Here is a 23,730-nt window from a genome sequence, read left to right on the forward strand (position 1 = left end):
TCATCCTGAGCCAAGATCAAACTCTCCATTGTAAAATATCTTCTACACCCAGGCGAACCTGGGCTGATGTCGAGTGCGAATCCGACTCGTATTGACGAGTTCAATGTATTCGTGTTACGCTTGTAATTTCTACTCCTCACATTGCTGTAAGAAGCCCTTACTATTTGTCTTTTCCAAACATTCAAAGAACGTGCATCAGCCCAGTTGGCGTGATAGTGCGACCGATAATCAGTCCGTTTTTCTTTCTTTTAAATCCCTCTCTTGCGATTGGGAGTGCAAAGGTAAGAAGAACTTTTTAATAGGCAAGCAAAAGGTGAAGATTTTTATTTTTCGCCGTTTCGCTTTTCAATTCATTTCCGCCTCCTATCGAAGCGGGGTGCAAAGGTAAGGCGCTTTTTTCGGCTTTCGCAAGAGCGGTCGAAATTTAATTTTCGCAGCTTCTGCGGAGCGGACACGGGAGGCAATACAAGACTGGCTGCCGTGAAGTTCCTGACCTGTCAAGTTTCTACTAGAGCAGCTGCTTTTCGCAGAACCCGATGCCCTGTTGGCGATTGGGAGTGCAAAAGTACGGGGATTTTTCCCGCGGGCAAGGGCTGCCGAACAACTTTTGTGGCTACGCAACGTATTCGGGCAGCTTTTGGCATGTCGCAGCATTTGGAATCAAGGACTTAGCGGGCGCTAACTTTTTTGAAAAAAGTTAGCGAATGGGCTCCGAGGCAAAAAATTCGGTGAGGGCTGGCCGATACTGGCGAGGGCGTTGGGCTTCGTATTGCTGGATGTGGCGCCCTAATTGGGCCAAAAAGGGCAGGCCGATACTCTCGTACTCGTAGGCGCCGTCGTTGATGATGCCGTCTTGGTTGACGTAGAGGACGGCGCTGAGGAGGAATTCGGACTGGTGGAGGGAATCGGCGAAGTAGGCGACATCGGCGAGGTAGCCGTGCGACATGCCGACGATGTTGTAGATGCGGAGGGCAGATTGGTGGGGAATTTCGGGGTTGCGGCCGTAGTAGAGGTATTTTTTGTAGGCGTCGAAATAGCGGGCGGGGGTGTAGGGATGGAAACCGGACTCGTGGGGGGTGGCGTGGAGGTAGCGGCGGAGGAAGGCGTAATCGTTGGGGGTAAGGTGGGGGCGCTGGGGGGTGGGGACGGATTCGGGGAAGAGGGTACTTTGGAGGAGGGCAGTGATATCGGGGAGCGGGAGGTGGTTGGCGGTGGTGAAATCGTAGGGCTCGGGGATGACACGGCGGCCGGCCTGGTGGGCGCGGCCTTTGAGGACGCGGCCGAGGGGGCTGCGGTAGGCGGTGGAGTTGTATTGGGCGGGCTGCTTATATATGGTGTCGCCCTGGGGGGTGTGGAAGCTGATGGGGTTGGTGTGGCGGTTGGCGGCGGTGTCGCAGGGGGCGAAGCGGCGGGTGATGCGGGCGTTAGGGTAGCCGAGTTCCTGGAGGCGCTGGTTGAGTGGGCGCTGGCCGAGGAATTCGTAGATGCGGTTGTAGGCGACGTTGTCGCTGACCAGGAGCATGCGCTTGATGTAGTTGCCGACGGTGGTTGTTCGGTCAGAATCGGCGGGGGCGGTGAAAGGGACGGGGGTCTGGCAACGCCAGGCAGTGCCGGTGGCCATGATGGTGCGGCGGTTAACGCCGGCTTGGTGGAGGTCGTTGAGCTTTTCGAGGGAGAGAACTACTACAGGAAGTTTGACCAAGCTGGCGGGATTGAAGTATTGCTGGGGATTGAGGTGATAGGTGTGCGGGATGAAAGTGGGACGGTTCTGGGCGTCGCGGTTGATTTGGGTATAGATGATTTGGAGCTCGTATTGGGGATTGGTGGCAACGCGCTTTAGCAGGGGATTGGTGTTTAGTAAGGAGTCTAGTAGTTGGGAGTCTGCTGGCGTTAACCTCCCCCCCCGGCCCCCTCTCCTTAGCAGAAGGGGAGTCAGACGAAATCCGTTGGCGGCCAAGGTTATTGTCAGTAAAAATGCTACTCCTATCATATAGTATATAGTGGCGCGAGATTGGCGGAGCGTTTTCATAGGATAGCAAAATAAAAAGGGCCGTGATGTTGCCACCACGGCCCTGTGGGGCTGTTTTACTGCGGAGTTAGTCGGCCAGGGGGACCAAGCGCTTGGCGAGGAGGAGGTTGGAGTCGGTTTGGCGCCAGTTGTAGCCGGTGCCGAAGGGGAGCGGTTTGGGTTTGTTCACCGTGTCGTGGTAGGCGGCGGTGAGTTCGGGCTGGTATTGCTTGGCGAAGAGGTTGATGGGACGCCGATAGGTGCCGTAGTAATTGAACTGCCAAGCGCCTTTCTGGAAGTATTTCATGGCGATGCCGGAATCGTCTTGCAGGATGTAGCGGCTGCGGCGAAGGACAGTGCGTCGGACTTTGTTGAAATACGACTTGTGCATGAGGTAGGTGGCCGACTTTACGTAGGTGGTGAGGGGACCGAGGTGACGTACGAACTCGAGCGGGGCGCTTTTGGAAGTGAGCTTCCAGTCGCTGAGGTCAGCGGAGAAGTAGTAGACGGTCTTAGGCTGGCCGTTGGGGTCGCGCAGCTTCATTTCGACGCCGGGGATGGATTTGGGGTCGATACGGGTAGTGTCTTTCGGTGCGTCTTGGAGCTGGCCGGCGGCATCGAGCTGGACCGGGCGGATGGCGGTGATTTGGTTGCCGGTGCGGGCAGCGAAGAGCATCATCAGGGGCAGGGCGCCGTCGAGTTCAACGGATTTCAGGTCCACGGCCATATCGTTGGTGCGGAAGAAACTGAAGTTGAGCACCGACCAGAGCGAGGTTTTGACGGCGGGCAGCAGCTTGGGGTTTTCGAGAGAAGTGCGGGCGGGGATGCTGCCCACGGGTTCGAGGCCCATCAGGACGTAGGTCTGGCTGGTGGGAAACATCGTGACGACGTTCAGAAAATCGGGGCCGCTGAAGGGGTAGAAGATAGTGGGGCTGCTAGCGTGCACCGAATCGAGCTCGGTATTGGCCCACTGCGTCATGCGGGCGGTGTGGGTGGCGCGGTACTTATCCCAGCTTTTGTCTTGGTCTTTGGCGAAGGCTTGCCAAGCGGGCGTGGCGGCCAGAGCAGCGAGGTCGCTGTGCTGGCTGGGCTGCAGGCCGCCGAGGAATAGAGCTACGTCCTGGGCGTAGGCCGTGTCGGGGGCGGTGAGGCGGTTGGGACGCGAGGTAGTAGCGGCGGTTTTAGCCGGCGTGGCGGCGGGCGACTTGGTGGAGTCGATGGCATCGGCCGTGGTGGCCATGGTTTCTTCCTTGGTGGAAGTCGCGGTTTCGGTTTTAGTGTTCGACTCGGAGCAAGCAGAAAGCAAGAGCAGAGCAGCGGGCAACAGCCGGAACGCAGCGGTGCGGAGGGACATCAGGTACAGGAATGATTGAGGGCGCAAGTTACGGCCGGTCGTTCTGACGGTGCGCCTCACCCCCCGCCCCCCTCTCCGATGGAAAGGGAGAGCCTGACGAGGCCGATATATTTTAATGGCTGCTTCGGCTGGAAGCTGGTTCAGCAGCCGGGCGGCCGAGGCGCGTGGTGATGAAATAGACCAATGCGCCAATAGCCAGCGTGGCCAGGCCATAGAGAGATTCCCACGGTTTGTCGCGCAGAATGAAAACCAATGTCCAGCCACTGAGGACCAGGAAAAGCAGTGGGGTGAAGGGGTAGCCCCAGGCGCGGTAGGGGCGCGGGACTTCGGGACGACGCCAACGAAAAATAAACAGACCGAGCACCGTGAGGAAGGTGAATAAGTTCAGAACGAAGCCAGCGTAGACCAATACGCCCTGGAAACTAGGCTTGAGGATGAAGGCCATGGTAATGCCGGTTTGAAGCAGCAGGGCGCGGATGGGAATGCCAGCCCGGCTTTTGGGAGCGAGAAAGTGCAGAGCGGGCAGGTCCTCCCCCATTGTCTGCACAATGCGTGGGCCGGCGAAAACCATTGAGCTGATGGTGGAAACCAACAGGGCTGCGATGACGCCGCCCATCAGCCGGCCGCCGAACGGACCGAAAAGCGAGGTGGCCGCCACAAAACCGACTTCGACCTGACCTTTCAAACCAGCTATTGGCGTGGAGCGCAGGAATACGTAATTCAACCCTACATATAATAGGAGTACCACGGCCGTACCAGTTAGCAGAATGCGCGAGAGGTTGCGCCGGGGGTTGTCGATTTCGCCGGTGACGTACACGGCCGCATTCCAGCCGGAATAGGCGTAGCTCACATACACCAAACTCACGGCGAAAGCGGGGCTGAGCAAGGCCTGCCAGCCGGCGGCATCGGGCGCGAAGCGGATAGGCTGCCCCTCTCCCACCACCATGCCGGCCCCGATGAACACAACCAGTACCCCAACCTTAAGGGCCGTAATGACGATTTGCAGCCGACTGCCGACGCGGGTACTGCTGCCGTGTACCAGCGTGAGGGCCAATACCACCGCCACCGATAGCCACTGCGGTTCCAAGCCCGGCCACACGCTTTTGGCGTACTGGCCCAGCGCCAGCGCGGCTAAGGCCGTGGGCGCCGCGAAGCCTACCGTGGCCGACACCCACCCCGACAGGAAGCCCAGCGCGGGATGGTAAATCTTGCTCAAATAATGGTATTCGCCGCCCGAGCGGGGCATGGCCGCCGCCAGCTCGGCGTAGCTCACGGCCCCGCAGAGCGCAATGAGGCCGCCCACCAACCACAGCATCAGCAGCGCGAAGCCACTTTCGATGCCCATTACCTGGAAGCCGAGACTGGTGAAAACGCCCGTGCCCACCATATTGGCAATGACGATGGCCGCGCCGGTGAGGAAGGGTATTTTATAGGGTGTACGGGTAAGCTCGGGCATGGTGCAAAGATGCAAACCAGTTGCCCCAAGAATTCAGTATAAAAAGAACGTCATGCTTCGACTCCGCTCGGCATGACGTTCTATTGTTCCAGTTTCCTTTATTGCGCTACGGCTTTCGGCTTTTTGTACAGCGGCACGGTGCTGCACGGCTCGCCATACATGATGCTGCTGGTGACGGGCAGCAGTTTTTGCATGATTGCCACGTAGGCGAAGGTGGGCACGGGCTTATCGCCGCAGCCTTTTACCACCACTTTGGCGTCGCGGTATTCTTCAGTGTCGATGGCAGCAATGGCTTCTTCGAAGAGCGACTGTTCCAGCGCATCGAGGTTACCGAAGACGTAGCGGTGAGCGTGGCCCTGCAGCTTGGTAGCGAGCAGCATGTAGGCCCAGGTGGGCACAATGGCATCGGCGGAGCAGATGATGGCGACGTTTTTGTCGTCATACTGCGTCCAGTCGTTGGTTTTGACGAACTCGCGGAAGTCCTTCTCGCGCAGCATCAGGCCGTGGAAGAGGTTGTCCTTAATATCATACACCACCCGCTCGCCGGGGTGAATGAACTCTTCCAAGTTGAGGGTAACAAGCCCGGAATTGGCAACGCGGTTGACGAAAAGGGGTTCCATGTAGTTTTTCGAATTTAGATAGAATGTCATGCTGAGCGGAGCGCAGCGAAGTCGAAGCATGACGGATAACTACTTCGCTTTTGGCGTCGTGGTGTACACTTCTTTCAAATAAAATGGCTCGTAGTAAGCCACGTCCTGAAATTCCTGCCGGTGGAATGCAGCTACGCCCAGTTGCCCCACCGAAATGGCTGAAGGCTCAATCCCCGCCAGAAATCCAGCGTTGGGATGCTCCCCCAGCACCGCCTGAAACTTCGCAGCACCATGACCGAAGAACAACACGGAACGGTGGGCCAATTGTTCGGCCAGCGTGTCAGCGTCGAGGATGAGCGGCGCGGGAGCTAGTACTTCCTGCCCCTCATGCGTGTAAAGCGCCGCGTACACCTCCTGCCGCCGGGCATCCAGCATGGGGCAGTACAGGTATTTTTCGGGCCGGGCCGTGACGGCTGCTACTTGCGCCGTCATTGCCCGCAACGTGCTTACAGCCACCAACGGAATATCGAGCGCGAAGCACAGGCCTTTGGCCGCGGCCCCGCCAATGCGCAGGCCGGTGTAGGAGCCCGGCCCGTCGCTCAGGGCCACGGCGGCGAGGTCGGCCAGCTGGTAGCCGGTATTGGCCAGCAGCTGCTCCATGAGCACCGTGAGGTGGGTGGAGTGCGACTTATCGAGCCGCAGTTCCGACTGACCGAGCAGGGAGCTGTCGTCAAGGCGGTGCAGGGCCACCGAGCAGACGGGGGACGAGGTTTCGAGAGAGAGAAGAATAGTACTGCTCACTGTAGCTTTGAAATTTCCGGCAAAGTTCGACAATGTATAATCTGGAATTGCTAAAGCAGGATTTGGAATCGACTTGGGGCTCAAGCACCGATAGGAAACTTCAGATACCTGACCCGCACAGAAAAATGGGGGAAGATTTTTCTGTCTTGGAATTTCCGCCGTCCGAGAAAACAGGCTGCTGGATTTACTCTACGTTGGGCATGTCAATAGACACACCAGATTCGCTAATAGAATTGCATGTCCTTTCCAACAAGCAAGATTCCTCTTTGATTGAACTGCCTAACCATTACCGCCTCATTTCATCGCAACGACACTTCGCTAGGTTTGCATCAGAGCGTCAATTTCGGCAAGCCTTGGCAAGATGATTCTTCCTGTAACCACGGCTTCATTTCGCTGCCGTATTTATTCGGAGAAGATTTAGAGATTTTCAATTTTGATAATAGGCATCTGAACAATCTATGGCTGCTGCCAATTACTAAAAGCGAGCGAGACTACAAGATGGAATTTGGTTGGGACGCATTAGAGGAGCGTTTTGACGATTGTGGACTAGATTATCTCAATCCGCAACGCCCAGCTTGCGCATAAAAAAGCAGGCACCTTTCAGCGCCTGCTTTCCTATTTAACGCAGTTCAAAATTACTTCGTACCAGCCGACTTGCGGGCGCTGGCTGCCTGGCCGGTGGGCTTCAGCAGGGCGGCGTAGCGGTTTGGGTCGTTGAGCACGGCCACAGCGGCAATGATATTCGGGTCGTCGTCGAAGCCGGCTTCGGTGCGACCCTTCTCGAAGTAGTAGCGCGACACGATTTCCTGCTCCAGCAGCTCCTTGATTTCGGGCTTGAAGCGTTGCAGGTCGTTGGCCTTGTTCACGGTCACTTTCTTGCGGATGGCTTCGAGTTCCAGCTTTACGTCGTCATAGTGCTTTTCCTCCTTCACCTTCTTGCTGAGGTCGGTGAGGGCCTTTTCGGCGTCGGTGCTGTAGCTGATGTTCTTGCCCTGCAGATAGGTCACGAACTTCTGGTAGTCCACGTCCGAGAGCTTGAACTGGCGGGCGGCGGGAATGGTGGTATGTTCGGCGCGGTAGCGGGTGGCGTAGTCAAAGAGGTAGCTTTTCTGGAGCAGGATGCGGGTGATATCCGCAATTTCGCGGTCCTGCACCTCAATGTCGGGCGCCACGCCGCCGCCGTCGTACACGGTGCGGCCGGCGGTGGTTTTGAAAGCCGTGCGCAGCGAATCGGGGAATTTGCCCAGCGTGCCGTCGTCGGCGCGGTGTGCATAGTCGATTTCCTGAATGCAGCGGCCGCTGGGGATGTAGTACTTGGCGGTCGTCACCTTCAGCTGCGAGTTGTAGCTGAGGGGGCGCGTGGCCTGCACAAGGCCTTTGCCGAATGTGCGCTCCCCTACGAGCACGGCGCGGTCGTAGTCCTGCAGCACGCCTGACACGATTTCCGACGCCGACGCCGAGCGGTTGCTCGTGATAATGGCAATGGGAATCTGGGTATCAAGCGGCACGTCGAGGGCCTTGTAAGTTTTGTTCCACTCCGTCACCTTGCCCTTGGTGCTCACCACGTCAAGGCCTTTGTCGATGAAGAGGTTGGAGATATTTACGGCCTCATTCAACAAGCCGCCGGGGTTGTCGCGGATGTCAAACACAATTTTCTTCGCGCCCTGCTCCTTGAGCTTGGTCACGGCCGTGCGTACTTCTTTGCCCGCGTCCACGGTGAAGCCGCCGAGCTGAAAGTAGCCCACATCGCCGGAAATCATGCCGGTGTAGGGCACATTGTCGACCTGAATTTTATCGCGGGTAATGTCGATTTCGATGGGCTTGTCCTGGCCGTAGCGCGTCACCATCAGCTTCACCATGGAGTTGGCCTGGCCCTTGAGCAGCTTGCTGATGTCGGCATTCGACTTCTTATCGACTACCACGCCGTTGATATCGAGGATTTCGTCGCCGGGGAGCAGGCCGGCTTTTTGGGCCGGGTAGCCTTCGTAGGCACTTTGCACCACGGTTTTGCCGTTGCGCTTCACCACCGAGGCCCCGATGCCGCCGTACTGCCCGGTGGTCATGGTGCGAAAATCCTCGATGTCGTCCTCCGGAATGTAGTTGGTGTAGGGGTCGAGCGAGCGCAGCATGGCGTCGATGCCCGTTTTCACCAGCTTAGCGGGCGTCACCTCGTCAACGTAATAGGTGTTGACTTCCTTGAAGAGCGTGGCGAAAATATCCAGGTTCTTGGCAATTTCGAAGTACCGCTCGTTATCGGAAGCGGCGCGGAACGATACCAGGCCCAGCGTGCCCACAGCCAGGGTAGCGAGTAGCTTTTTACGGATAGTCATACGGAATACGGGTAGCGGGTCAACAAGAATCTAGGGGGCCGGCGGTGAAGCGGGTGCTTCAATCGTCGTGCCCAGCAAACGATGGAACGCGGAAATTAATTTTTTTTCCACCAACGTTAGCGGACTTTTTTCCTTCCCCGTGAAGATAATACCCAGCAGAGCGATTTCGTGCCCGCCGGGTTGCTCCGTCAGCCGATATTTATTGAGCCGATACGCCTCGCGGATGAGCCGCTTGAGCCGGTTGCGGTCGACGGCCCGCTTGAAAGTGCGCTTGCTCACGCTGATGAGCACCTGCGGCGGGGCCGTGGTGGGCGCGGCCGCTTTTATCCAAACGATGCGCAACGGGTAAACGCCAAAAGAGGAACTCTGCTTGCTGAACAGCTCCTCGATGAGCTTTTTGCGGCACAGGTGTTCTTCTTTTGGGAAGATGTATTTTCTGTTAGCTGTTAGCTCGTGGCTATTAGCTGTTAGCTCGTTCACGTTGCGTATTGGTTGCGGCAGTTTCGCCAGCAGAAGTTGCTTTGAAAACGCCTAAAATAGCGAAGCCGCATTGCAGCGACAGGAATAACGCTGTCTCAGCAATGCGGCAATCTGCTAGCTAAAGGCTAAGGGCCGAATTACGGCTCCCGCTTTCAGCTAACGGCTAAAAAAGACTAGCGCTTGTGCTTGCCTTCGTCGGATACGGTGAGGCGCTTGCGGCCTTTGGCACGACGACGGGCCAGTACGTTACGGCCGTTGGCGGTTTCCATGCGGCTGCGGAAGCCGTGCTTGTTCACGCGCTTACGTTTCGAAGGTTGGAAGGTACGTTTCATATCAAAGAATCTTAAAAAGACGAGTTTCGAGTTGGGCCGGCAAAGGTACGGGCTTTGGTTGGAAAAGGCAAGGGCCTCAGCCACTTTTACGCGGGGGACGTTAGCGGGCAGTAGCTTTAGGCCCGTTTAACCCCGTTTTGGCGATGATTCACTACCGCGTTTCCTACGAAAACCCGCTCACGTTTTACCTGCAAATCCAGCTCACGCTGGATGTAGCCGCCAACGCCACCGCCCCGCTGGAGCTTCAGCTGCCCGCCTGGCGCCCCGGCCGCTACGAGCTGCAAAATTTCGCGCAGAAGATTCAACGCGTGGTGATTGAGGACGCCGCTACCGGCCAGCTTCTCCCCTACCGCAAGCTCACCAAAGACCGGTGGGAGGTGCCCAATGCCGCCGGCCGCACCGTCCGGGTGCGCTACAATTTCTACGCTCATCAGATGGATGCCGGCGGCTCCTGGCTCGATGAGACGCAGCTGTACCTAAACCCGGTGCAGGCGCTGATGTACGCCGAAGGCCGGCAGCTGGAGGAATGCGAATTGAAGCTGGCGCTGCCGGAAGGCTGGCAGCTGGCCTGTGGATTGAAGCAAACCGCGCCGAATGTGCTTTCCGCGAAAGATTTTGACCAGCTGGCGGACTCACCGCTCATTGCCAGCCCCACGCTCACGCATCAGCAGTACGAAGCGGGCGGACTGCCCTTCCATGTCTGGGTGCAGGGCGAGGCGCTGGTGAACTGGCCCAAGATGCTGGCTGATTTCAAAGCGTTTTCGGAAGAACAGCTGACGATGTTTGGCGGCTTTCCGGTGGCGGACTACCACTTTCTGAATCAGTTTCTGCCCTACAAGCACTACCACGGCGTGGAGCATCACAACTCCACGGTGATTACGCTGGGGCCGGCCGAACTGATTATGAGCGAGGGCCTGTACAAAGAGTTGCTGGGCGTGAGCTGCCACGAGTTGTTTCATACCTGGAACATCAAGAGCATTCGGCCGGCTGAGATGCAGCCTTACGACTACAGCCGCGAGAATTATTTCCGCACCTGTTTCATCGCCGAGGGCATCACCACTTACTACGGTGAGTACCTGCTGGCCCGCAGCCACGTGCGCACGCCGGCGCAGTATTTTGAGGAGTTGAACACCGTGCTGCGCAAGCACTACGACGATGCAGGCGGCGAAAATCTCTCGCTGGCCGACGCCAGCATGGACCTCTGGCTCGACGGCTACAAGCCCGGCGTGCCCGACCGCAAGGTATCGGTGTACCACAAAGGCGCGCTGGCGGCCATGCTCCTGGATTTGACCATCCGGCAGCTTTCCGTCCACGCCCGCAGCCTGGATGACGTGATGCGGCGGCTCTACGAGGAGTTCGGCAAAACCGGCATTGGTTATACCGAGGCGGACTACGTGCGCATCGTGAACGAAGTAGCTGGGCGCGACATGCACACCTATTTCGACAAATTCATCTACGGTACCGCGCCGCTACAGGAGCCGCTCGACCGGGTGCTGCACACGGTGGGCTGCCAGCTGCTGGTGGGCGAGAATGCTTCCGCTTCCGAAGGCCATTTCGGTTTCCGCACGGTGGTGAAGAACGAGCGCACGGAGGTAACTGCCATCTGGCCCAACTCGCCCGCCGCGACAGCCCTGACCGTTGACGATGAAATAGTGGCCGTAAACGGCCGCCGGGTAGACATGAACCTGCAAAGCCTGCTCAGCACCGGCGAAGCGGCTTACGAAGTGAGCGTGTTCCGCCAAAACCGGCTGCTGACGGTGACGCTGGCCGCCACGCCGGGCGTCAGCTTTGGGCAGCGCTACGCCATTGACCGGCTGGAAACGGCTGATGCAGCGCAGCAGCGCGGGTTTCAGCAGTGGCTGGGGTGGGAGTTTTAACACATTGATTCCAAAGCGCGAAAAGCCCCACCGGACGAATCCAGTGGGGCTTTTTCAATTATTGGCAAAGGATAATAGCTTAGTGCTTCGAGTCGCCGCCCTTGCCTACACTGCCCTTATCTACCGACATGGGCTTGTTGCCTTGGGGGTTGCTGCGGGTGTTGTGCACGCCTTTGCCGGCGCTGTTGCCGTCGGTGGTGTTGCCGTGGGCCGATACGTTGGTGGTGTTCGGGGATTGCACTTGGGTGCTCTTCCGTTTCGTATTAGCTGCTGGGTTAACGGACGTTTTATCGTTCTGCAGGTCGGTGTCTTTCTTGGCGAGTCCCATGGCGAGTTCAAGATTAGGTGGACGATGGAAAGGTGTACCCTTCTGCGACAAAAAAGTTGCGCCCCGGGGCATGCGTCGTAACGCATTGCCCCGGGGCGCATTCATTAAAATCAACCCGCCGGAACGGTGTCGGGCGTGCTTAGGCGGGCTGAGTGGTCAGTACCGAAGCCGGCATCACCTTCACCAGCTCGGCAAACTGCGCTTCGCGGGCCTCCACTTCCTCAGTCGAGAGATTCAGCAAACGCTCGGTGCCGAACTTTTCGACGCAGAACGAAGCCATGGCTGAACCGTGAATCACGGCACGCTTCATGTTTTCGAAGCTGATGTCGTCGGTAGCGGCCAGGTGGCCGATGAAGCCGCCCGCAAACGTGTCGCCGGCACCGGTCGGGTCGAATACTTCTTCCAGGGGCAGTGCCGGGGCATAGAAAATCTTGTTCTTGTGGAAAAGCAGTGCGCCGTGCTCGCCTTTCTTGATGATGAGGAATTTCGGCCCCATGGCCATGATTTTCTTGGCGGCCTTCACAAGCGAGTACTCGCCGGAGAGCTGGCGGGCTTCCTCGTCGTTGATGCTCAGCACGTCCACCATTTCGATGGTGGCGATAAGCTCTTCGAGGGCAATGTCCATCCAGAAATTCATCGTGTCCATCACAATCAGCTTGGGGCGGTTCACGAGGCGCTGGATGACGAGGCGCTGCACCTGCGGGGCCAGGTTGCCCAGCATGAGGTATTTGCAGTCCTGATAGGCATCCGGAATGATGGGGTCGAAATCGGCCAGCACGTTGAGCTCGGTCACGAGGGTTTCGCGCGAGTTCAGGTCCTTGGAGTAGATGCCCGACCAGAAGAACGACTTTTCGCCTTGCTTCACTTGCAGGCCTTCCACGTCTACGCCGTGCTCTTCGAGCAGCAGGATGTCGGACTGCGGGAAGTCATCGCCCACCACGGCCACCAGCTTCACGGGCTTCAGCGAATAGGAGGCCGAGAGGCTGATGTATGTGGCGGCGCCGCCGATGATTTTATCGGTTTTGCCGAAAGGCGTTTCCAGGGCGTCGAATGCAACGCTGCCGATGACGAGCAAGCTCATGTAAGTAAAATGTGGTGAATAAAAACGTCCAAATTAAAGCCGCATTAAAACGGATTCATTGCAAGCAACAAAAAAGTCCCCGGATAATTCCGGGGACTTTTTCTGATGGGTAAATAATGGGGCTCGAACCCACGACCTTCGGAATCACAATCCGACGCTCTAACCAGCTGAGCTATATCTACCAGGTTTGTTTTGGTGGTGCAAAGATAGAAAAAGAAGTGGAATGCGGCAAAAAAAGTTCTTCGTTGAGCAGTTGGTGCTTTCGAAAGAATGCCATGCTTCGCTGCGCTCTATACGACGTTCTTTTCTTTCGGCAGAAGAAAGCCAGCCGCAAAACCCCGACCTTTGCGGAATGGAACCCAATACCACCCCGTCGTTCAACGATTTCAAACTCAACAAACAACTCCTTACCGCCGTGGCCGCGGCGGGCTTCACTGAGCCAACGCCGGTGCAGGTGCAGACTATTCCGTTGCTGCTGGCCGGGCACGACGTGCTGGGCATTGCCCAAACCGGTACGGGCAAAACGGCCGCTTTCGGCCTGCCACTCCTAATGAAAGTGAAATATGCCCAGGGCACCAACCCTCGGGCGCTGGTGCTGGCCCCCACCCGCGAGCTGGCCATGCAGATTGAGAAGCACCTGAAAGCGCTGGCGGTGAACACCGACCTGCGCATTTTTGCTATTTACGGCGGCCTGGGACCGAAAACCCAGATTGAAACCATTGCCGAAGGCCTCGATGTACTGGTGGCCACGCCGGGCCGGCTGCTGGAAATTTACCTGAAAGGCGCCGTGCGCCTCACCGAACTGAAAACGCTGGTGATGGACGAGGCCGACAAGATGATGGACATGGGCTTCATGCCCCAGATTCGGCGGATTCTGGAGATTATCCCGCGCAAGCGGCAGAATGCCCTGTTCTCGGCCACCATGCCCGAGCGGGTGACGACGCTGAGCGAGGAATTTCTGGAGTTTCCGGTGCGGGTGGAGGTGAGCCCGCCGGCCAAAACGGCCTCCACGGTGAGCCAGGTGCTGTACGAAGTGCCTAATTTGCTCACCAAAATCAATCTGCTGCACTTTCTGCTTTACCGCGACGCGGAGACGATGACGCGGGTGCTGCTGTTTTGCCGCACCAAACAGCACGCCGACCAAGTGGCGCACTTTCTGGAGCGCAAGGCCCCGGCCGGCGAGGTGCGCGTGATTCACGGCAACAAGGGCCAGAATGCGCGGATGAACAGCATGGATTCGTTTAAAGCTGGCGAAGTGCGCTACATGGTGGCCACCGACGTAGCCGCGCGCGGCATCGACGTGCCGCAGGTGACGCACGTTATCAATTTTGATGTGCCAATTGTGCACGACGACTACGTGCACCGCATTGGGCGCACGGGCCGGGCGCAGCACACGGGCGCGGCCATCACCTTCGCCAACGAGGCCGAAATGGTGCACGTGGCCGAGATTGAGCAGCTCATCAACCAGAAAATTGAGTTGCTGCCGCTGCCCGAAGAAGTAAAGGTCGAAGAAACGCCGTTCGAGGAGAAGCAGAAAATGGGCCGCGAGCTCGACGACCGCCGCAAGAAGCTGGACCCGACCTTCAAAGGCGCTTTCCACGAGAAAAAGGAGTGGATTAAGCCCGGCGTGACGATTGACAAGCGCACCGGCAAGCCCTTTGTGGAAGGCCAGAAAAAGAGCACGAAAGGCTCGAAGGCCTTTGTAGGCAAGAAAGGTGGCTCGAACCCCGGCGTGAAGGCGCTGAAGCGGCGGGGACGGTAGGATGGGCTACTCCTTAAAGAGCTGTGGATGGCGCTTCTTTTGGTCTTCGTTTATCCGGTCCCAGGCCTTTTTGGTTATCACAACCAAGTCGTTCTTCGTGCAACCCCAGATAGAAATATATGCTTTTTAAATCACGTAGTATTGGTTCCAGCGAGGAAATTTCTCGTAGAGCATCAGCGTGCAAATATCTGTCGCAGTGATGTATGCGCCCGTTGAGGGCAGGTGGCTATGCATGGCTGACGTTTGTGCTTCGCCTTTGCCGTAATTAATGGCAATGATGTTCTTGTGCAGGCGAGTCATGCCAACGATGCTGTTATTTTTATCGAAATCAATTCGATAGTCATTACCAAAGACGACTACGCCTGACACTTGGGGTCCAGTCAGCGCATACACTTTCCGACCGGCCTCCGTGATGAGGGGAATAAGATTGAGGTTGGTATTCTTGAAATGTTTGAACAACGTGTCCTTGCTGACAACATCAAGCGCTTTGCGCCTGATGGCAAACAGATTCTTTTCAAGCTCATTGAGCGGCCGTGGCACACTGTCAATTTGCGCCGTTTGAGTGCTGAATGTGCTATCAAATGAGATGACAGCCAAGGTTTCCGGCTCGTCGCCCCTTGAGAAAAAAACACACCTGCCACCGGTGGCAATGGGATAAGAAAGGTAGCCACCTGAGTATTGCCTTTTGGTTTTCAGTTTTGCCAGGAAAATATCTGTTCCGTACCAAGAAGCTGCTTCCGAACGGTAAAGAAGCTTGCCTTCGGCAACAATTTCCTTGGGTGTCTTCTGACCTGAAGCGTGCAAGCTGCACCACAAACACAGAAACGCCAGTAACATTGCTCTCATAGCAAAACGGTCTGAGGGGGAAAATCGCTAAGGTAATTGCATTTCGCAGCCTCAATGCTTTACAAATGCCTAGCGGGCCTGCTTTGCACACGCCCTTCAGCCGAACGTACCAGCAAGCCTACTGTGCCTACTTACCGTGGTGTAGTAAATGCCCAAAGTGGATGCTGACGAAGGTGAGGGCCGCGCCCCAAAACACCGCGCTCAGAAACATGTGCAGCAGGATGCGCTGCCGCGGCACGCCCAGCAGCGTGGCGATGACCGTGCCGCCGATGGGCGACAGCAGAATGGGCGTGAGGAAGGCAATGCCACCCATCCCAAACTTGCGGAACACCTTGATGATATTGCGCGACTTCTTCGAGAAAATGGGCTCCCGGCGCAGGCGGCGCTGCTTCTGGCGGTGCTGCATCCAGACGCGGCCCACGCCGGAAAAGATGAACACACTGGTCATCATGCCGGCCACGGTGAGGGCCAGCGTGGGCCAGAAGTGCAGGCCCATGGAAGTACCGGCCAGTGGGCCGCCCAAAAACTTGACCGTGCTCAACAGGAACACGGACGCGCATTTAATGGCGGGGTGAAGCACGACGAAACGAAAAGGCAGGCGGGTGAGGGGGAAACGGCAACGCGGGGTGGGCGCCTTGCAAAGATACCCCGTTTGGCGGGGTAGGGTTCCATTATCAACTCCGGGAGATTGGGCGCTACAGCTTGCTGCCGTAGCTCAGGTCGCCGGCATCACCCAGACCGGGCACGATGTAGGCGTGCTCGTTTAGCTTTTCATCGATGGCAGCTACCCACAGCGTGGCTTCGGGAATTTCGCGGGCCACGTAGGCCAGGCCCTCGGGTGAGGCGATGACGGCGGCAATGTGCACCTGGCGCGGCGTGCCGAAACGGAGCATGGCGCGGTAGGTTTGCACGAGGCTTTTGCCGGTGGCTAGCATGGGGTCGGCCAGGATGAGGACCCGCTCGTCGAGGCTGGGAGCGGAGAGGTAGTCGACCTGCACCTGCACCTGGGCGGTGCCTTCGATGCGGTAGGCGGCCACGAAAGCGCTGGGCGATTGGTCGAAATAATTCAGGAAACCTTGATGAAATGGTAACCCGGCGCGCAGCACGGTGGCCAGAATAGGGAAGTCGTGGAGCAGTTTGCCGGTGGTTTCGGCCAGCGGCGTCTGGATGGCTTTGTCGGTGTAGCTGAGGTGGGCGCTGATGCGGTAGGCGATGATTTCGCCCAGGCGCTGCAGGTTGCGGCGAAAGCGGAGGCTGTCCTTTTGCACGTCTTTGTCGCGCAGCTCGGCCAGGAAGTGGTTGGCAATGCTGGGCTCGGCGCAGACGACGTGGATGCTGGCCCGGGCCTCGGCAGCATCGGGAGTAGCGGGGGCCGAAGCGGCGGAGGAAGAAAGCGGCGTGGCCATGCAAACGGGATTTTGGTGAAGATGGCCAGCCAAACGACTGGGCCGACACCCCGAAGTTGGCACAAAAACGGGCGGCAGGCAAGAAAGCAGGCCGGAATTCGTCTGCAACCTCCCAAGTCCATGGCGGGTTTGGGCAGGAACTGAAGCAGGACGACGGCCCCGCTTTTCCACCCACCAACGGCTTGCTGCGTAGGTTTGTTAAAAAATGGTGACGCCCGGCTTTTATCCCGGAAGCAGGACGTCGGTTTTATTCGGATTATCTGATTTTATGCCTAAATCTCTGCTACTAACGGCTATTGCGGCGCTACTAGCTGGCGCGGCAGCGGCCCAGACGCCGGCTGTGCCCCCCACTGAAACGCCCACGCCTGCTCCCGCCGCTACCGAAAAATCGCCTTGGCTGATTTTCGACCAGCCGCTGGATACAGTAGCTACCCCAAGTAGCAGGCGCCAACCCCGGGCAAAAGCGGGGCGCCCCGTCGCCGCGCCCCAGGCCCCACGTGCTGCTGCGCCGCGCCCGGCCCAGGTTTCGCGCAACGGGTTCGAGGCTACGCAGGGCACGACTTACGTGCCGCTCGACCAAGACACTTACCGGCTGATTGACCGCTACGCCATCAAGTTTGGCTCCGACTCGCTGCGCGACCCGCACACCAGCGTGCGGCCCTACACCCGCGCCGGGGTGGCCCACCTCGGCGAGCGCATTTTGAGCTCAGACAGCGCCCAGGCCTACCGCGCCGGCAGCCTCTCCCGCGCCGACCGCTTCAACGCCCAATACCTGCTGAAAGACAATTGGGCCAACTCAGCTCAGGGTGCCGACCTCAACCAGAGTACCCGGCCGTTCCTCAACTACTTCTACCGCGACCAGACCGATTTTTACCACGTCGACAACCCCGATTTTACGCTGCGCGTGAACCCGGTGGCGCTGCTGGCCATCGGCAAAGACAACAAGAACACCAACGGCACGAGCTACGTGAACACGCGTGGCGTGCAGATTGAGGGCACCATCGACCAGCGTTTGGGCTTCTATGCGTTTCTGGCCGATAACCAGGAGGGCGTGCCGCAGTACGTGCGCAACCGCGTAGAGCGCGACACCATTGTGCCGCACGAAGGCTATTTCAAGCCCTACAAAGTGGCGCAGCTGGGCCAGAACAACCAGTATGATTTCTTTTCGGCCCGCGGCTACGTGACCTATGCGGCTACCAAGCACATCAACGTGCAGCTCGGGCATGACCGGAATTTCATCGGCAATGGCTACCGCTCGCTGATTCTGTCGGACTACAGTGCGCCGTATTTCTTTCTGAAACTGAACACGCGCATCTGGAAATTCAACTATCAGAACCTGTTTGCGGAGCTGGCGGCCCAGAAGCGCAACGCCGACCAAGTGTACCCCAAGAAGTACCTGGCGCTGCACCACCTAAGCCTCGATGTGACTGATAATTTCAACATCGGCGTGTTTGAGTCGGTGATAGCCGGCTCGGCCAGCAACCGCTTTGAGCTGCAGTACCTAAACCCGATTATCTTCTACCGGGCCATCGAGCAGAATGTGGGCTCGCCCGACAACGCCATGCTGGGCATGGATTTCAAGTGGAACATTCTGCACACGGCGCAGCTCTACGGGCAGGTGGTGCTGGACGAGTTTAAGCTGAGCGAAATCCGCGCCGGCAATGGCTGGTGGAGCAACAAGCAGGCCGTGCAGGTAGGCGCCAAGTACATCGACGTGGCCGGCATCCGCAACCTCGATTTGCAGGCTGAAGTCAACTACATCCGGCCCTATACCTACCAGCACGTGTCGTATTACACGGCTTACACCAACTACCAGCAGCCCCTCGCCCACCCCATGGGCGCCAACCTGACGGAGGTACTGGGCGTGCTCAGCTACCAGCCCCTGCCCCGCCTGAACCTGGTAGCCAAGGCCATTTACACTGAGCAAGGCCTGGATTATGGATACGATGCCGCCGGCAGTATCATCACCGTTGGTCCACTTAGCAACGATGTTCCCGGCAGCGCCCTTACTACGGGCCGCCTGGCCAACTTCGGCGGCAACCCGCTCGTGCCCTACAACTCCCACCCGATGGACTACAACAACCGCACCGGCCAGGGCAATAAAAGCCGCCTGCTCCACACCGATTTCACGGCCACCTACCAGCCTCGCCTGAACCTGTTTCTGGATGCCAAGCTTATTGCCCGACACCAGACCTATTCCCTTACCCCGGCCGCCAACGTGAACGAGGTGTACGCCTCGCTGGCCGTGCGCTGGAACATTGCCCAGCGCCTGCATGAATTCTAAGCTGCGTTAGCCGCTGCCGAATTTGAAGTAACCGCTGCGTTTCGACGTCCTTCTTTCGGCTCGTCGCCATTATCTATGAAGACTTATTTAAGAATCCTTCAGTACGCCCGGCCGCTGCTGGCATTTCTGCCGCAGTATCTGCTGTACACGGTGCTCACTATTTTTTTCAGCATCGGCAACTTCACGCTGATTATCCCGCTGCTGAGCGTGCTGTTCGATAAAACAGACAAGGTGCCCATGCGCGCGCCCGACCACCTGCCCAGCTTCAAGCCCACCATTCAGTGGGTGACGGACACGTTCAACTACTTCTTTGCCGATGTGCTCACGGCGCACGGCAAAATGGGGGCGCTGGCCTTCGTGTGCGGCGTGGTGGTGGTATCGGTGCTGCTGAGCAACGTGTTTCGCTACATGAGTCTGCGGCTGCTGGCCAAGGTGCGGGCCCGCGTCATCCGCAACCTGCGGCGCGACTTGTACCACCGCATCATCAGCTTGCAGTTGGGCTTTTTTGCGGGCGAGCGGAAGGGTGATTTGATGTCGCGCTTCACGGCCGATGTGCAGGAAGTGGAGACTTCGGTAGTGAACACCTTCACGGCCGTAATCAAAGAACCGCTCACCATCATTGCCTATTTCCTGGTGCTATTCCACATGTCGGTGCCGCTCACGCTGTTCACGCTGGTGCTGCTGCCGGTGTCGGGCGGCATCATTGCTACCATTGCCAAGCGGCTGCGCACCCAGGCCAAGCAAAGCCAGAAAACGCTGGGCACGATGCTTTCGGTGATTGACGAGACGTTGGGCGGCATCCGGGTTATCAAGGCATTTAATGCGCAGGAGTACATCAAGGGCAAGTTTGAGGACCAGAACGACCAGTACGCCCGCACCTCGCGCAACATTGATAACACCCGGGATTTGGCCTCGCCGTTTTCGGAGTTTGCCGGGGTTTCGGTGGTGGCCGGGCTGCTGTATTTCGGTGGCACACTGATTCTGGGCGGGCAGTCGGCGCTAGATGGGGAGACGTTTATCGGCTACGTGATTCTGTTTTCGCAAGTATTGACTCCCGCCAAAGCCCTGTCCAGCTCCTTTGGCAACATCCAGCGCGGGCTGGTGGCCGGCGAGCGGGTGCTGAGCATCATCGACACCGAGCCCGCCATCCGCGACCGACCCGACGCCACCGTGCTGCCGCCCTTCGAACGCGAAATCGAGTTTCACAACCTGAGCTTCAGCTACGGCGAAACGCCCGTGCTCTACGACATCAACCTCCGCATCAAAAAAGGCCAGACCGTTGCCTTGGTGGGCGGCAGCGGCGGCGGGAAAAGCACCTTAGCCGACCTGTTGCCCCGCTTCTACGACCCCAGCGCCGGCCAGATTCTCATCGACGGCCACGACCTGCGCGCCTGCTCGTTGCACTCGGTGCGCGACCAGATGGGCATCGTGACGCAGGAAAGCATCCTGTTCAACGACACGATTTTCAACAACATCCGCTTCAACACCGCCGCCTCCGAGGCCGAGGTGATGGAAGCCGCCCGCATAGCCAACGCCCACGAATTCATCATGGCCAGCCCCGACGGCTACCAGACCGTCATCGGCGACCGGGGCTCGCGCCTCTCGGGCGGGCAGCGGCAGCGCCTGAGCATTGCCCGCGCCATTCTGCGCAACCCGCCCATCCTCATTCTCGACGAAGCCACCTCGGCCCTCGACACTGAGAGCGAAAAACTCGTACAAGAAGCCTTGCAGCGCCTGATGCAGAACCGAACCTCGCTCGTCATCGCCCACCGCCTGAGCACCGTGCAGCACGCCGACGAAATCGTAGTGCTCCAGCACGGCCGCATCGTGGAGCGCGGCACGCACGACGAGCTGCTGCGGCGCGAAGGCGGCGTGTACCAGCGCCTGAGTTCGATGCAAACCAACGCCGCGCTGGTCTGAGAAACCCCTATCTTTCGCCCTAAACCAACTTTTCCGCCATGCTCGCCCTCAAACGCATTGTCACCGTCGCCGTCATGATTTACCTGCTGCTGGCGCTGCTGTTCATTCTCGTTCCCGCCGTGCGCACCTCGGTAGCGGATATGGGCGCGGGCCTGTCGGTACCGGAAAAGGAACGGCAGTTTTTCTACGTCATGTTCGTGATTGGCGCCGTGCTTATGGCCCTGCATCTGCTCACCGAAAACCTCGACAGCGTGATGCTGCGCCGTACCGTAACGCAGCACGAAGGCAAAATCAACGAGCTAAAAGCCAAGCTCTACGACCAGCAGCAGCGTACCAGCATTACCGCCCCAGCTACCGGCCCGCGCACCACCGACGGCCGCAACCTCGACGCGCCAGTGGTGCGCGAGCAGCCCACCCAAAGCCAAGTGGCTGGCACTACCAGTACCACTGAGAATCGGACAGCTGACCACTTGCCCCAGCCTACCTTCCCCCAGAACGACCCCAGCCTGAGCAATACCGAGCCCGCTGACCGGCCGCCGCTGGCGTAATTCAAACAACTACCCGATATCGAATAATACAGTAGTGCCTGACGCCTCCCTCCCCGACCTCATCCGCGCCGAGCTAACCGAAGCCCGCGCCGTGCTCGACCGCTTCCTGGCCGACCCGGCCCACGTGGCCAGCATCGCCGCCGCCGCCGAGCTCATTGCTGCCAGCCTGCAGAGCGGCGGCAAAGTCCTGACTTGCGGCAACGGCGGCAGCCTCTGCGACGCCCAACACTTTGCTGAGGAACTCAGCGGCCGCTACCGCCAGAACCGCCGCGCCCTGGCCGCCATCGCCCTCACCGAAGCCTCGCACATGACCTGCGTGGCCAACGACTTCGGCTTCGAGTTCGTCTTCAGCCGCTTCGTGGAGGCCCTGGGCCGGCCCGGCGACGTATTGCTGGCCATCAGCACCAGCGGCAACTCGCCCAACATCCTCCGCGCCGCCGAGGCTGCCCGCGAACTGGGCATGACCGTAGTATCCCTCACCGGCAAGGATGGTGGCCAGCTCGCCGGGATGAGCGACGTGGAAATTCGCGCCCCCCACTCGGGCTATGCTGATAGGATTCAGGAAATCCACATCAAGGCCATTCACATCATGATTCAGCTGATTGAGAAGCTGGTGATTGGGTAAGCGTGGTTTCACGCAGTGTTTCGCAGGGTTAAAAGCGCGGTGTCCCGCAGTGTCGTTCAACGAAAACACTGCGGGACACCACGCTTTTAACCCTGCGAAACACAGCGTGAAATCTTCCTAGCTTTACAGTCTAACTCTACTGTGCCAATCCATTCCTACCATGCTTACCAAAACCTTCGGCTCGGCCGTGCAGGGCGTCAATGCCTACACCATTATTATTGAAGTGGTGGTTTCGGCGGGGACAGGTTTTAATGTGGTGGGCTTGCCGGATAATGCTATCAAGGAGAGCCAGCAGCGCATTGAGGCGGCACTGAAGTTTCGGGGATACCGCATGCCGCGCACCAAAACCGTGGTGAACATGGCCCCGGCCGACATACGCAAGGAAGGTGCGGCTTACGATTTGCCCATTGCGCTGGGCATTTTGCACGCATCGCAGCAGCTGATGACGGAGCACCTTCCCGAGTACGTGATTATGGGCGAAATGGCGCTCGATGGTGAGCTGCGGCCCATTAAGGGCGTGCTGCCCATTGCCATTCAGGCCCGCAAGGAAGGCTTTAAGGGCATTATCCTGCCCAAAGAAAACGCCGAGGAAGCCGCCATTGTCAACAACCTCGACGTGATTGCCGTGGGCAGCATGCAGGAGGCCATCGACTTCTTCGAGGGCCGGCTGGAAATCACGCCCACTGTGGTGGATACCCGCGACCTGTTTCAGCACACGGTGAACAAGTACACGGCCGACTTTGCCGATGTGCAGGGCCAGGAAAACATCAAGCGGGCGCTGGAAATCGCGGCCGCCGGCGGCCACAACGTGATTATGATTGGCCCGCCCGGTGCGGGCAAAACCATGCTGGCCAAGCGCCTGCCCAGTATTCTGCCGCCCCTGAGCATGCAGGAGGCCCTGGAAACCACCAAAATTCACTCGGTAGCCGGCAAGCTGGCGGGCGGCGGGCTGCTGAGCACGCGGCCTTTTCGGGCGCCGCACCACACCATTTCGGATGTGGCGCTGGTGGGCGGGGGCGGCAACCCGCAGCCCGGCGAAATCTCGCTTTCGCACAACGGCGTGCTGTTTCTGGACGAGTTGCCCGAGTTCAAGCGCACGGTGCTGGAAGTAATGCGCCAGCCGCTAGAGGAGCGCCGCGTGACTATTTCGCGGGCAAAAATCAGCATTGAGTTTCCGGCGAACTTTATGTTGATAGCCAGCATGAATCCTTGTCCCTGTGGCTATTACAATCATCCAGAGAAGGAATGCGTGTGCGGCCCCGGCGTGGTGCAAAAATATTTGAATAAGGTTTCCGGTCCGCTGCTTGACCGCATTGATTTGCACGTCGAGGTCACGCCCGTGACGTTTGACCAGATGACGGAATCGCGCAAATCAGAAACCAGTGCCGACATCCAGGCACGGGTGGACCAGGCCCGCGCGGTACAGGAAAAACGCTTCACCGACTACGTTGATATCCATTCCAACGCCATGATGCCGCCGCAGATGGTGAAGGACATCTGCCAAATCAGCGAAGACGGCCGTCAGCTCCTGAAAACCGCCATGGAGCGCCTCGGCCTGAGCGCCCGCGCCTATGACCGCATCCTGAAAGTGGCCCGCACCATCGCCGACCTAGCCGGCGCCGATGCGATTGAGATTAATCATCTGGCCGAAGCCATTCAGTACCGCAGCCTTGATAGGGAAGGTTGGGCCGGGTAACTTATT

21 protein-coding genes and 1 tRNA gene are annotated in these 23,730 nt (G+C 58.4%); 8 read left to right on the forward strand and 14 right to left on the reverse strand.

The window, feature by feature from the left end; all coding sequences use genetic code 11:
* Positions 1-697: 697 nt before the first annotated feature.
* The 5 genes from I7X13_RS13615 to tsaB form a co-directional block, all read right to left on the reverse strand.
* Positions 698-2,029: a serine hydrolase gene (locus I7X13_RS13615; RefSeq protein ID WP_317191576.1), complete on the reverse strand. Its 1,332-nt coding sequence runs from the start codon at positions 2,027-2,029 to the stop codon at positions 698-700.
* 67 nt (positions 2,030-2,096) lie between these two features.
* Positions 2,097-3,362 carry a hypothetical protein gene (locus I7X13_RS13620; protein WP_198075923.1) on the reverse strand — a complete coding sequence of 422 codons (1,266 nt, stop codon included), beginning with the start codon at positions 3,360-3,362 and terminating at the stop codon, positions 2,097-2,099.
* Positions 3,363-3,474: 112 nt separating this feature from the next.
* Positions 3,475-4,818 carry an APC family permease gene (locus tag I7X13_RS13625; protein WP_198075924.1) on the reverse strand — a complete coding sequence of 448 codons (1,344 nt, stop codon included), beginning with the start codon at positions 4,816-4,818 and terminating at the stop codon, positions 3,475-3,477.
* A 98-nt stretch (positions 4,819-4,916) separates the two neighbouring features.
* A complete protein-coding gene (locus tag I7X13_RS13630) occupies positions 4,917-5,438 on the reverse strand; it encodes a DUF2480 family protein (RefSeq protein ID WP_198075925.1) in 522 nt (173 codons plus the stop codon).
* Between the two features lie 69 nt (positions 5,439-5,507).
* Positions 5,508-6,209, reverse strand: coding sequence for a tRNA (adenosine(37)-N6)-threonylcarbamoyltransferase complex dimerization subunit type 1 TsaB (gene tsaB, locus I7X13_RS13635; RefSeq protein ID WP_317191577.1), 702 nt, complete (start codon positions 6,207-6,209; stop codon positions 5,508-5,510).
* A 270-nt stretch (positions 6,210-6,479) separates the two neighbouring features.
* On the opposite strand from tsaB, the gene I7X13_RS13640 reads away from it, so the two are divergent.
* On the forward strand, positions 6,480-6,794 hold the full coding sequence (locus I7X13_RS13640) for a suppressor of fused domain protein (protein WP_198075926.1): 315 nt from the start codon (positions 6,480-6,482) through the stop codon (positions 6,792-6,794).
* Between the two features lie 50 nt (positions 6,795-6,844).
* Here the strand turns inward: I7X13_RS13640 and I7X13_RS13645 are convergent, their stop codons facing one another.
* From I7X13_RS13645 to rpmH, 3 genes are all read right to left on the reverse strand, one after another.
* Entirely contained in the window at positions 6,845-8,539 is a 1,695-nt protein-coding gene (locus I7X13_RS13645; protein ID WP_198075927.1) for a S41 family peptidase, read from the reverse strand.
* A gap of 30 nt (positions 8,540-8,569) precedes the next feature.
* Entirely contained in the window at positions 8,570-9,019 is a 450-nt protein-coding gene (locus I7X13_RS13650) for a ribonuclease P protein component (RefSeq protein WP_198075928.1), read from the reverse strand.
* Positions 9,020-9,192: 173 nt separating this feature from the next.
* Positions 9,193-9,351, reverse strand: coding sequence for a 50S ribosomal protein L34 (gene rpmH / locus I7X13_RS13655; protein WP_190928465.1), 159 nt, complete (start codon positions 9,349-9,351; stop codon positions 9,193-9,195).
* Between the two features lie 143 nt (positions 9,352-9,494).
* Here rpmH and I7X13_RS13660 point away from each other — a divergent pair, with 143 nt between their 5' ends.
* Positions 9,495-11,228: a M61 family metallopeptidase gene (locus I7X13_RS13660; protein ID WP_198075929.1), complete on the forward strand. Its 1,734-nt coding sequence runs from the start codon at positions 9,495-9,497 to the stop codon at positions 11,226-11,228.
* A gap of 79 nt (positions 11,229-11,307) precedes the next feature.
* Here I7X13_RS13660 and I7X13_RS13665 read toward each other — a convergent pair whose 3' ends face one another.
* The 3 genes from I7X13_RS13665 to I7X13_RS13675 all read right to left on the reverse strand — a co-directional run bounded on the left by I7X13_RS13665 (position 11,308) and on the right by I7X13_RS13675 (position 12,819).
* Positions 11,308-11,556, reverse strand: a complete 249-nt coding sequence (locus I7X13_RS13665) for a hypothetical protein (RefSeq protein ID WP_198069054.1) — start codon at positions 11,554-11,556, stop codon at positions 11,308-11,310.
* Positions 11,557-11,695: 139 nt separating this feature from the next.
* The gene (locus tag I7X13_RS13670) at positions 11,696-12,637 is read right to left on the reverse strand and encodes a PfkB family carbohydrate kinase (RefSeq protein WP_198069055.1); all 942 of its coding nucleotides are present in this window, start codon (positions 12,635-12,637) and stop codon (positions 11,696-11,698) included.
* Between the two features lie 108 nt (positions 12,638-12,745).
* Positions 12,746-12,819: transfer RNA gene (locus I7X13_RS13675), tRNA-His, on the reverse strand.
* A gap of 170 nt (positions 12,820-12,989) precedes the next feature.
* Between I7X13_RS13675 and I7X13_RS13680 the strand changes: the two genes are divergently transcribed.
* Positions 12,990-14,399 (forward strand): DEAD/DEAH box helicase, encoded by a 1,410-nt coding sequence (locus I7X13_RS13680; RefSeq protein ID WP_198075930.1) that lies wholly within the window; start codon positions 12,990-12,992, stop codon positions 14,397-14,399.
* A 126-nt stretch (positions 14,400-14,525) separates the two neighbouring features.
* Here I7X13_RS13680 and I7X13_RS13685 read toward each other — a convergent pair whose 3' ends face one another.
* The 3 genes from I7X13_RS13685 to upp form a co-directional block, all read right to left on the reverse strand.
* Positions 14,526-15,245, reverse strand: a complete 720-nt coding sequence (locus I7X13_RS13685; RefSeq protein WP_198075931.1) for a hypothetical protein — start codon at positions 15,243-15,245, stop codon at positions 14,526-14,528.
* A gap of 127 nt (positions 15,246-15,372) precedes the next feature.
* Positions 15,373-15,825 carry a small multi-drug export protein gene (locus I7X13_RS13690; RefSeq protein ID WP_198075932.1) on the reverse strand — a complete coding sequence of 151 codons (453 nt, stop codon included), beginning with the start codon at positions 15,823-15,825 and terminating at the stop codon, positions 15,373-15,375.
* A 115-nt stretch (positions 15,826-15,940) separates the two neighbouring features.
* Positions 15,941-16,651, reverse strand: coding sequence for a uracil phosphoribosyltransferase (upp, locus tag I7X13_RS13695; RefSeq protein WP_198075933.1), 711 nt, complete (start codon positions 16,649-16,651; stop codon positions 15,941-15,943).
* 268 nt (positions 16,652-16,919) lie between these two features.
* Here upp and I7X13_RS13700 point away from each other — a divergent pair, with 268 nt between their 5' ends.
* The 5 genes from I7X13_RS13700 (at position 16,920) to I7X13_RS13720 (ending at position 23,724) form a co-directional block, all read left to right on the forward strand.
* Positions 16,920-18,935 (forward strand): capsule assembly Wzi family protein, encoded by a 2,016-nt coding sequence (locus I7X13_RS13700; protein WP_198075934.1) that lies wholly within the window; start codon positions 16,920-16,922, stop codon positions 18,933-18,935.
* Between the two features lie 75 nt (positions 18,936-19,010).
* Positions 19,011-20,855 (forward strand): ABC transporter ATP-binding protein, encoded by a 1,845-nt coding sequence (locus I7X13_RS13705; RefSeq protein ID WP_198075935.1) that lies wholly within the window; start codon positions 19,011-19,013, stop codon positions 20,853-20,855.
* Between the two features lie 38 nt (positions 20,856-20,893).
* Complete coding sequence (locus I7X13_RS13710) at positions 20,894-21,403, forward strand: hypothetical protein (RefSeq protein WP_198075936.1); 510 nt, start codon at positions 20,894-20,896, stop codon at positions 21,401-21,403.
* Between the two features lie 34 nt (positions 21,404-21,437).
* Positions 21,438-22,028, forward strand: coding sequence for a D-sedoheptulose 7-phosphate isomerase (gene lpcA, locus I7X13_RS13715; RefSeq protein WP_198075937.1), 591 nt, complete (start codon positions 21,438-21,440; stop codon positions 22,026-22,028).
* 160 nt (positions 22,029-22,188) lie between these two features.
* Positions 22,189-23,724: a YifB family Mg chelatase-like AAA ATPase gene (locus tag I7X13_RS13720; RefSeq protein WP_198069062.1), complete on the forward strand. Its 1,536-nt coding sequence runs from the start codon at positions 22,189-22,191 to the stop codon at positions 23,722-23,724.
* The last annotated feature ends 6 nt before the right edge of the window (positions 23,725-23,730 follow it).

Origin of the sequence: Hymenobacter negativus, assembly GCF_016056375.1 — a bacterium.
GTDB classification, from domain to species: domain Bacteria; phylum Bacteroidota; class Bacteroidia; order Cytophagales; family Hymenobacteraceae; genus Hymenobacter; species Hymenobacter negativus_A.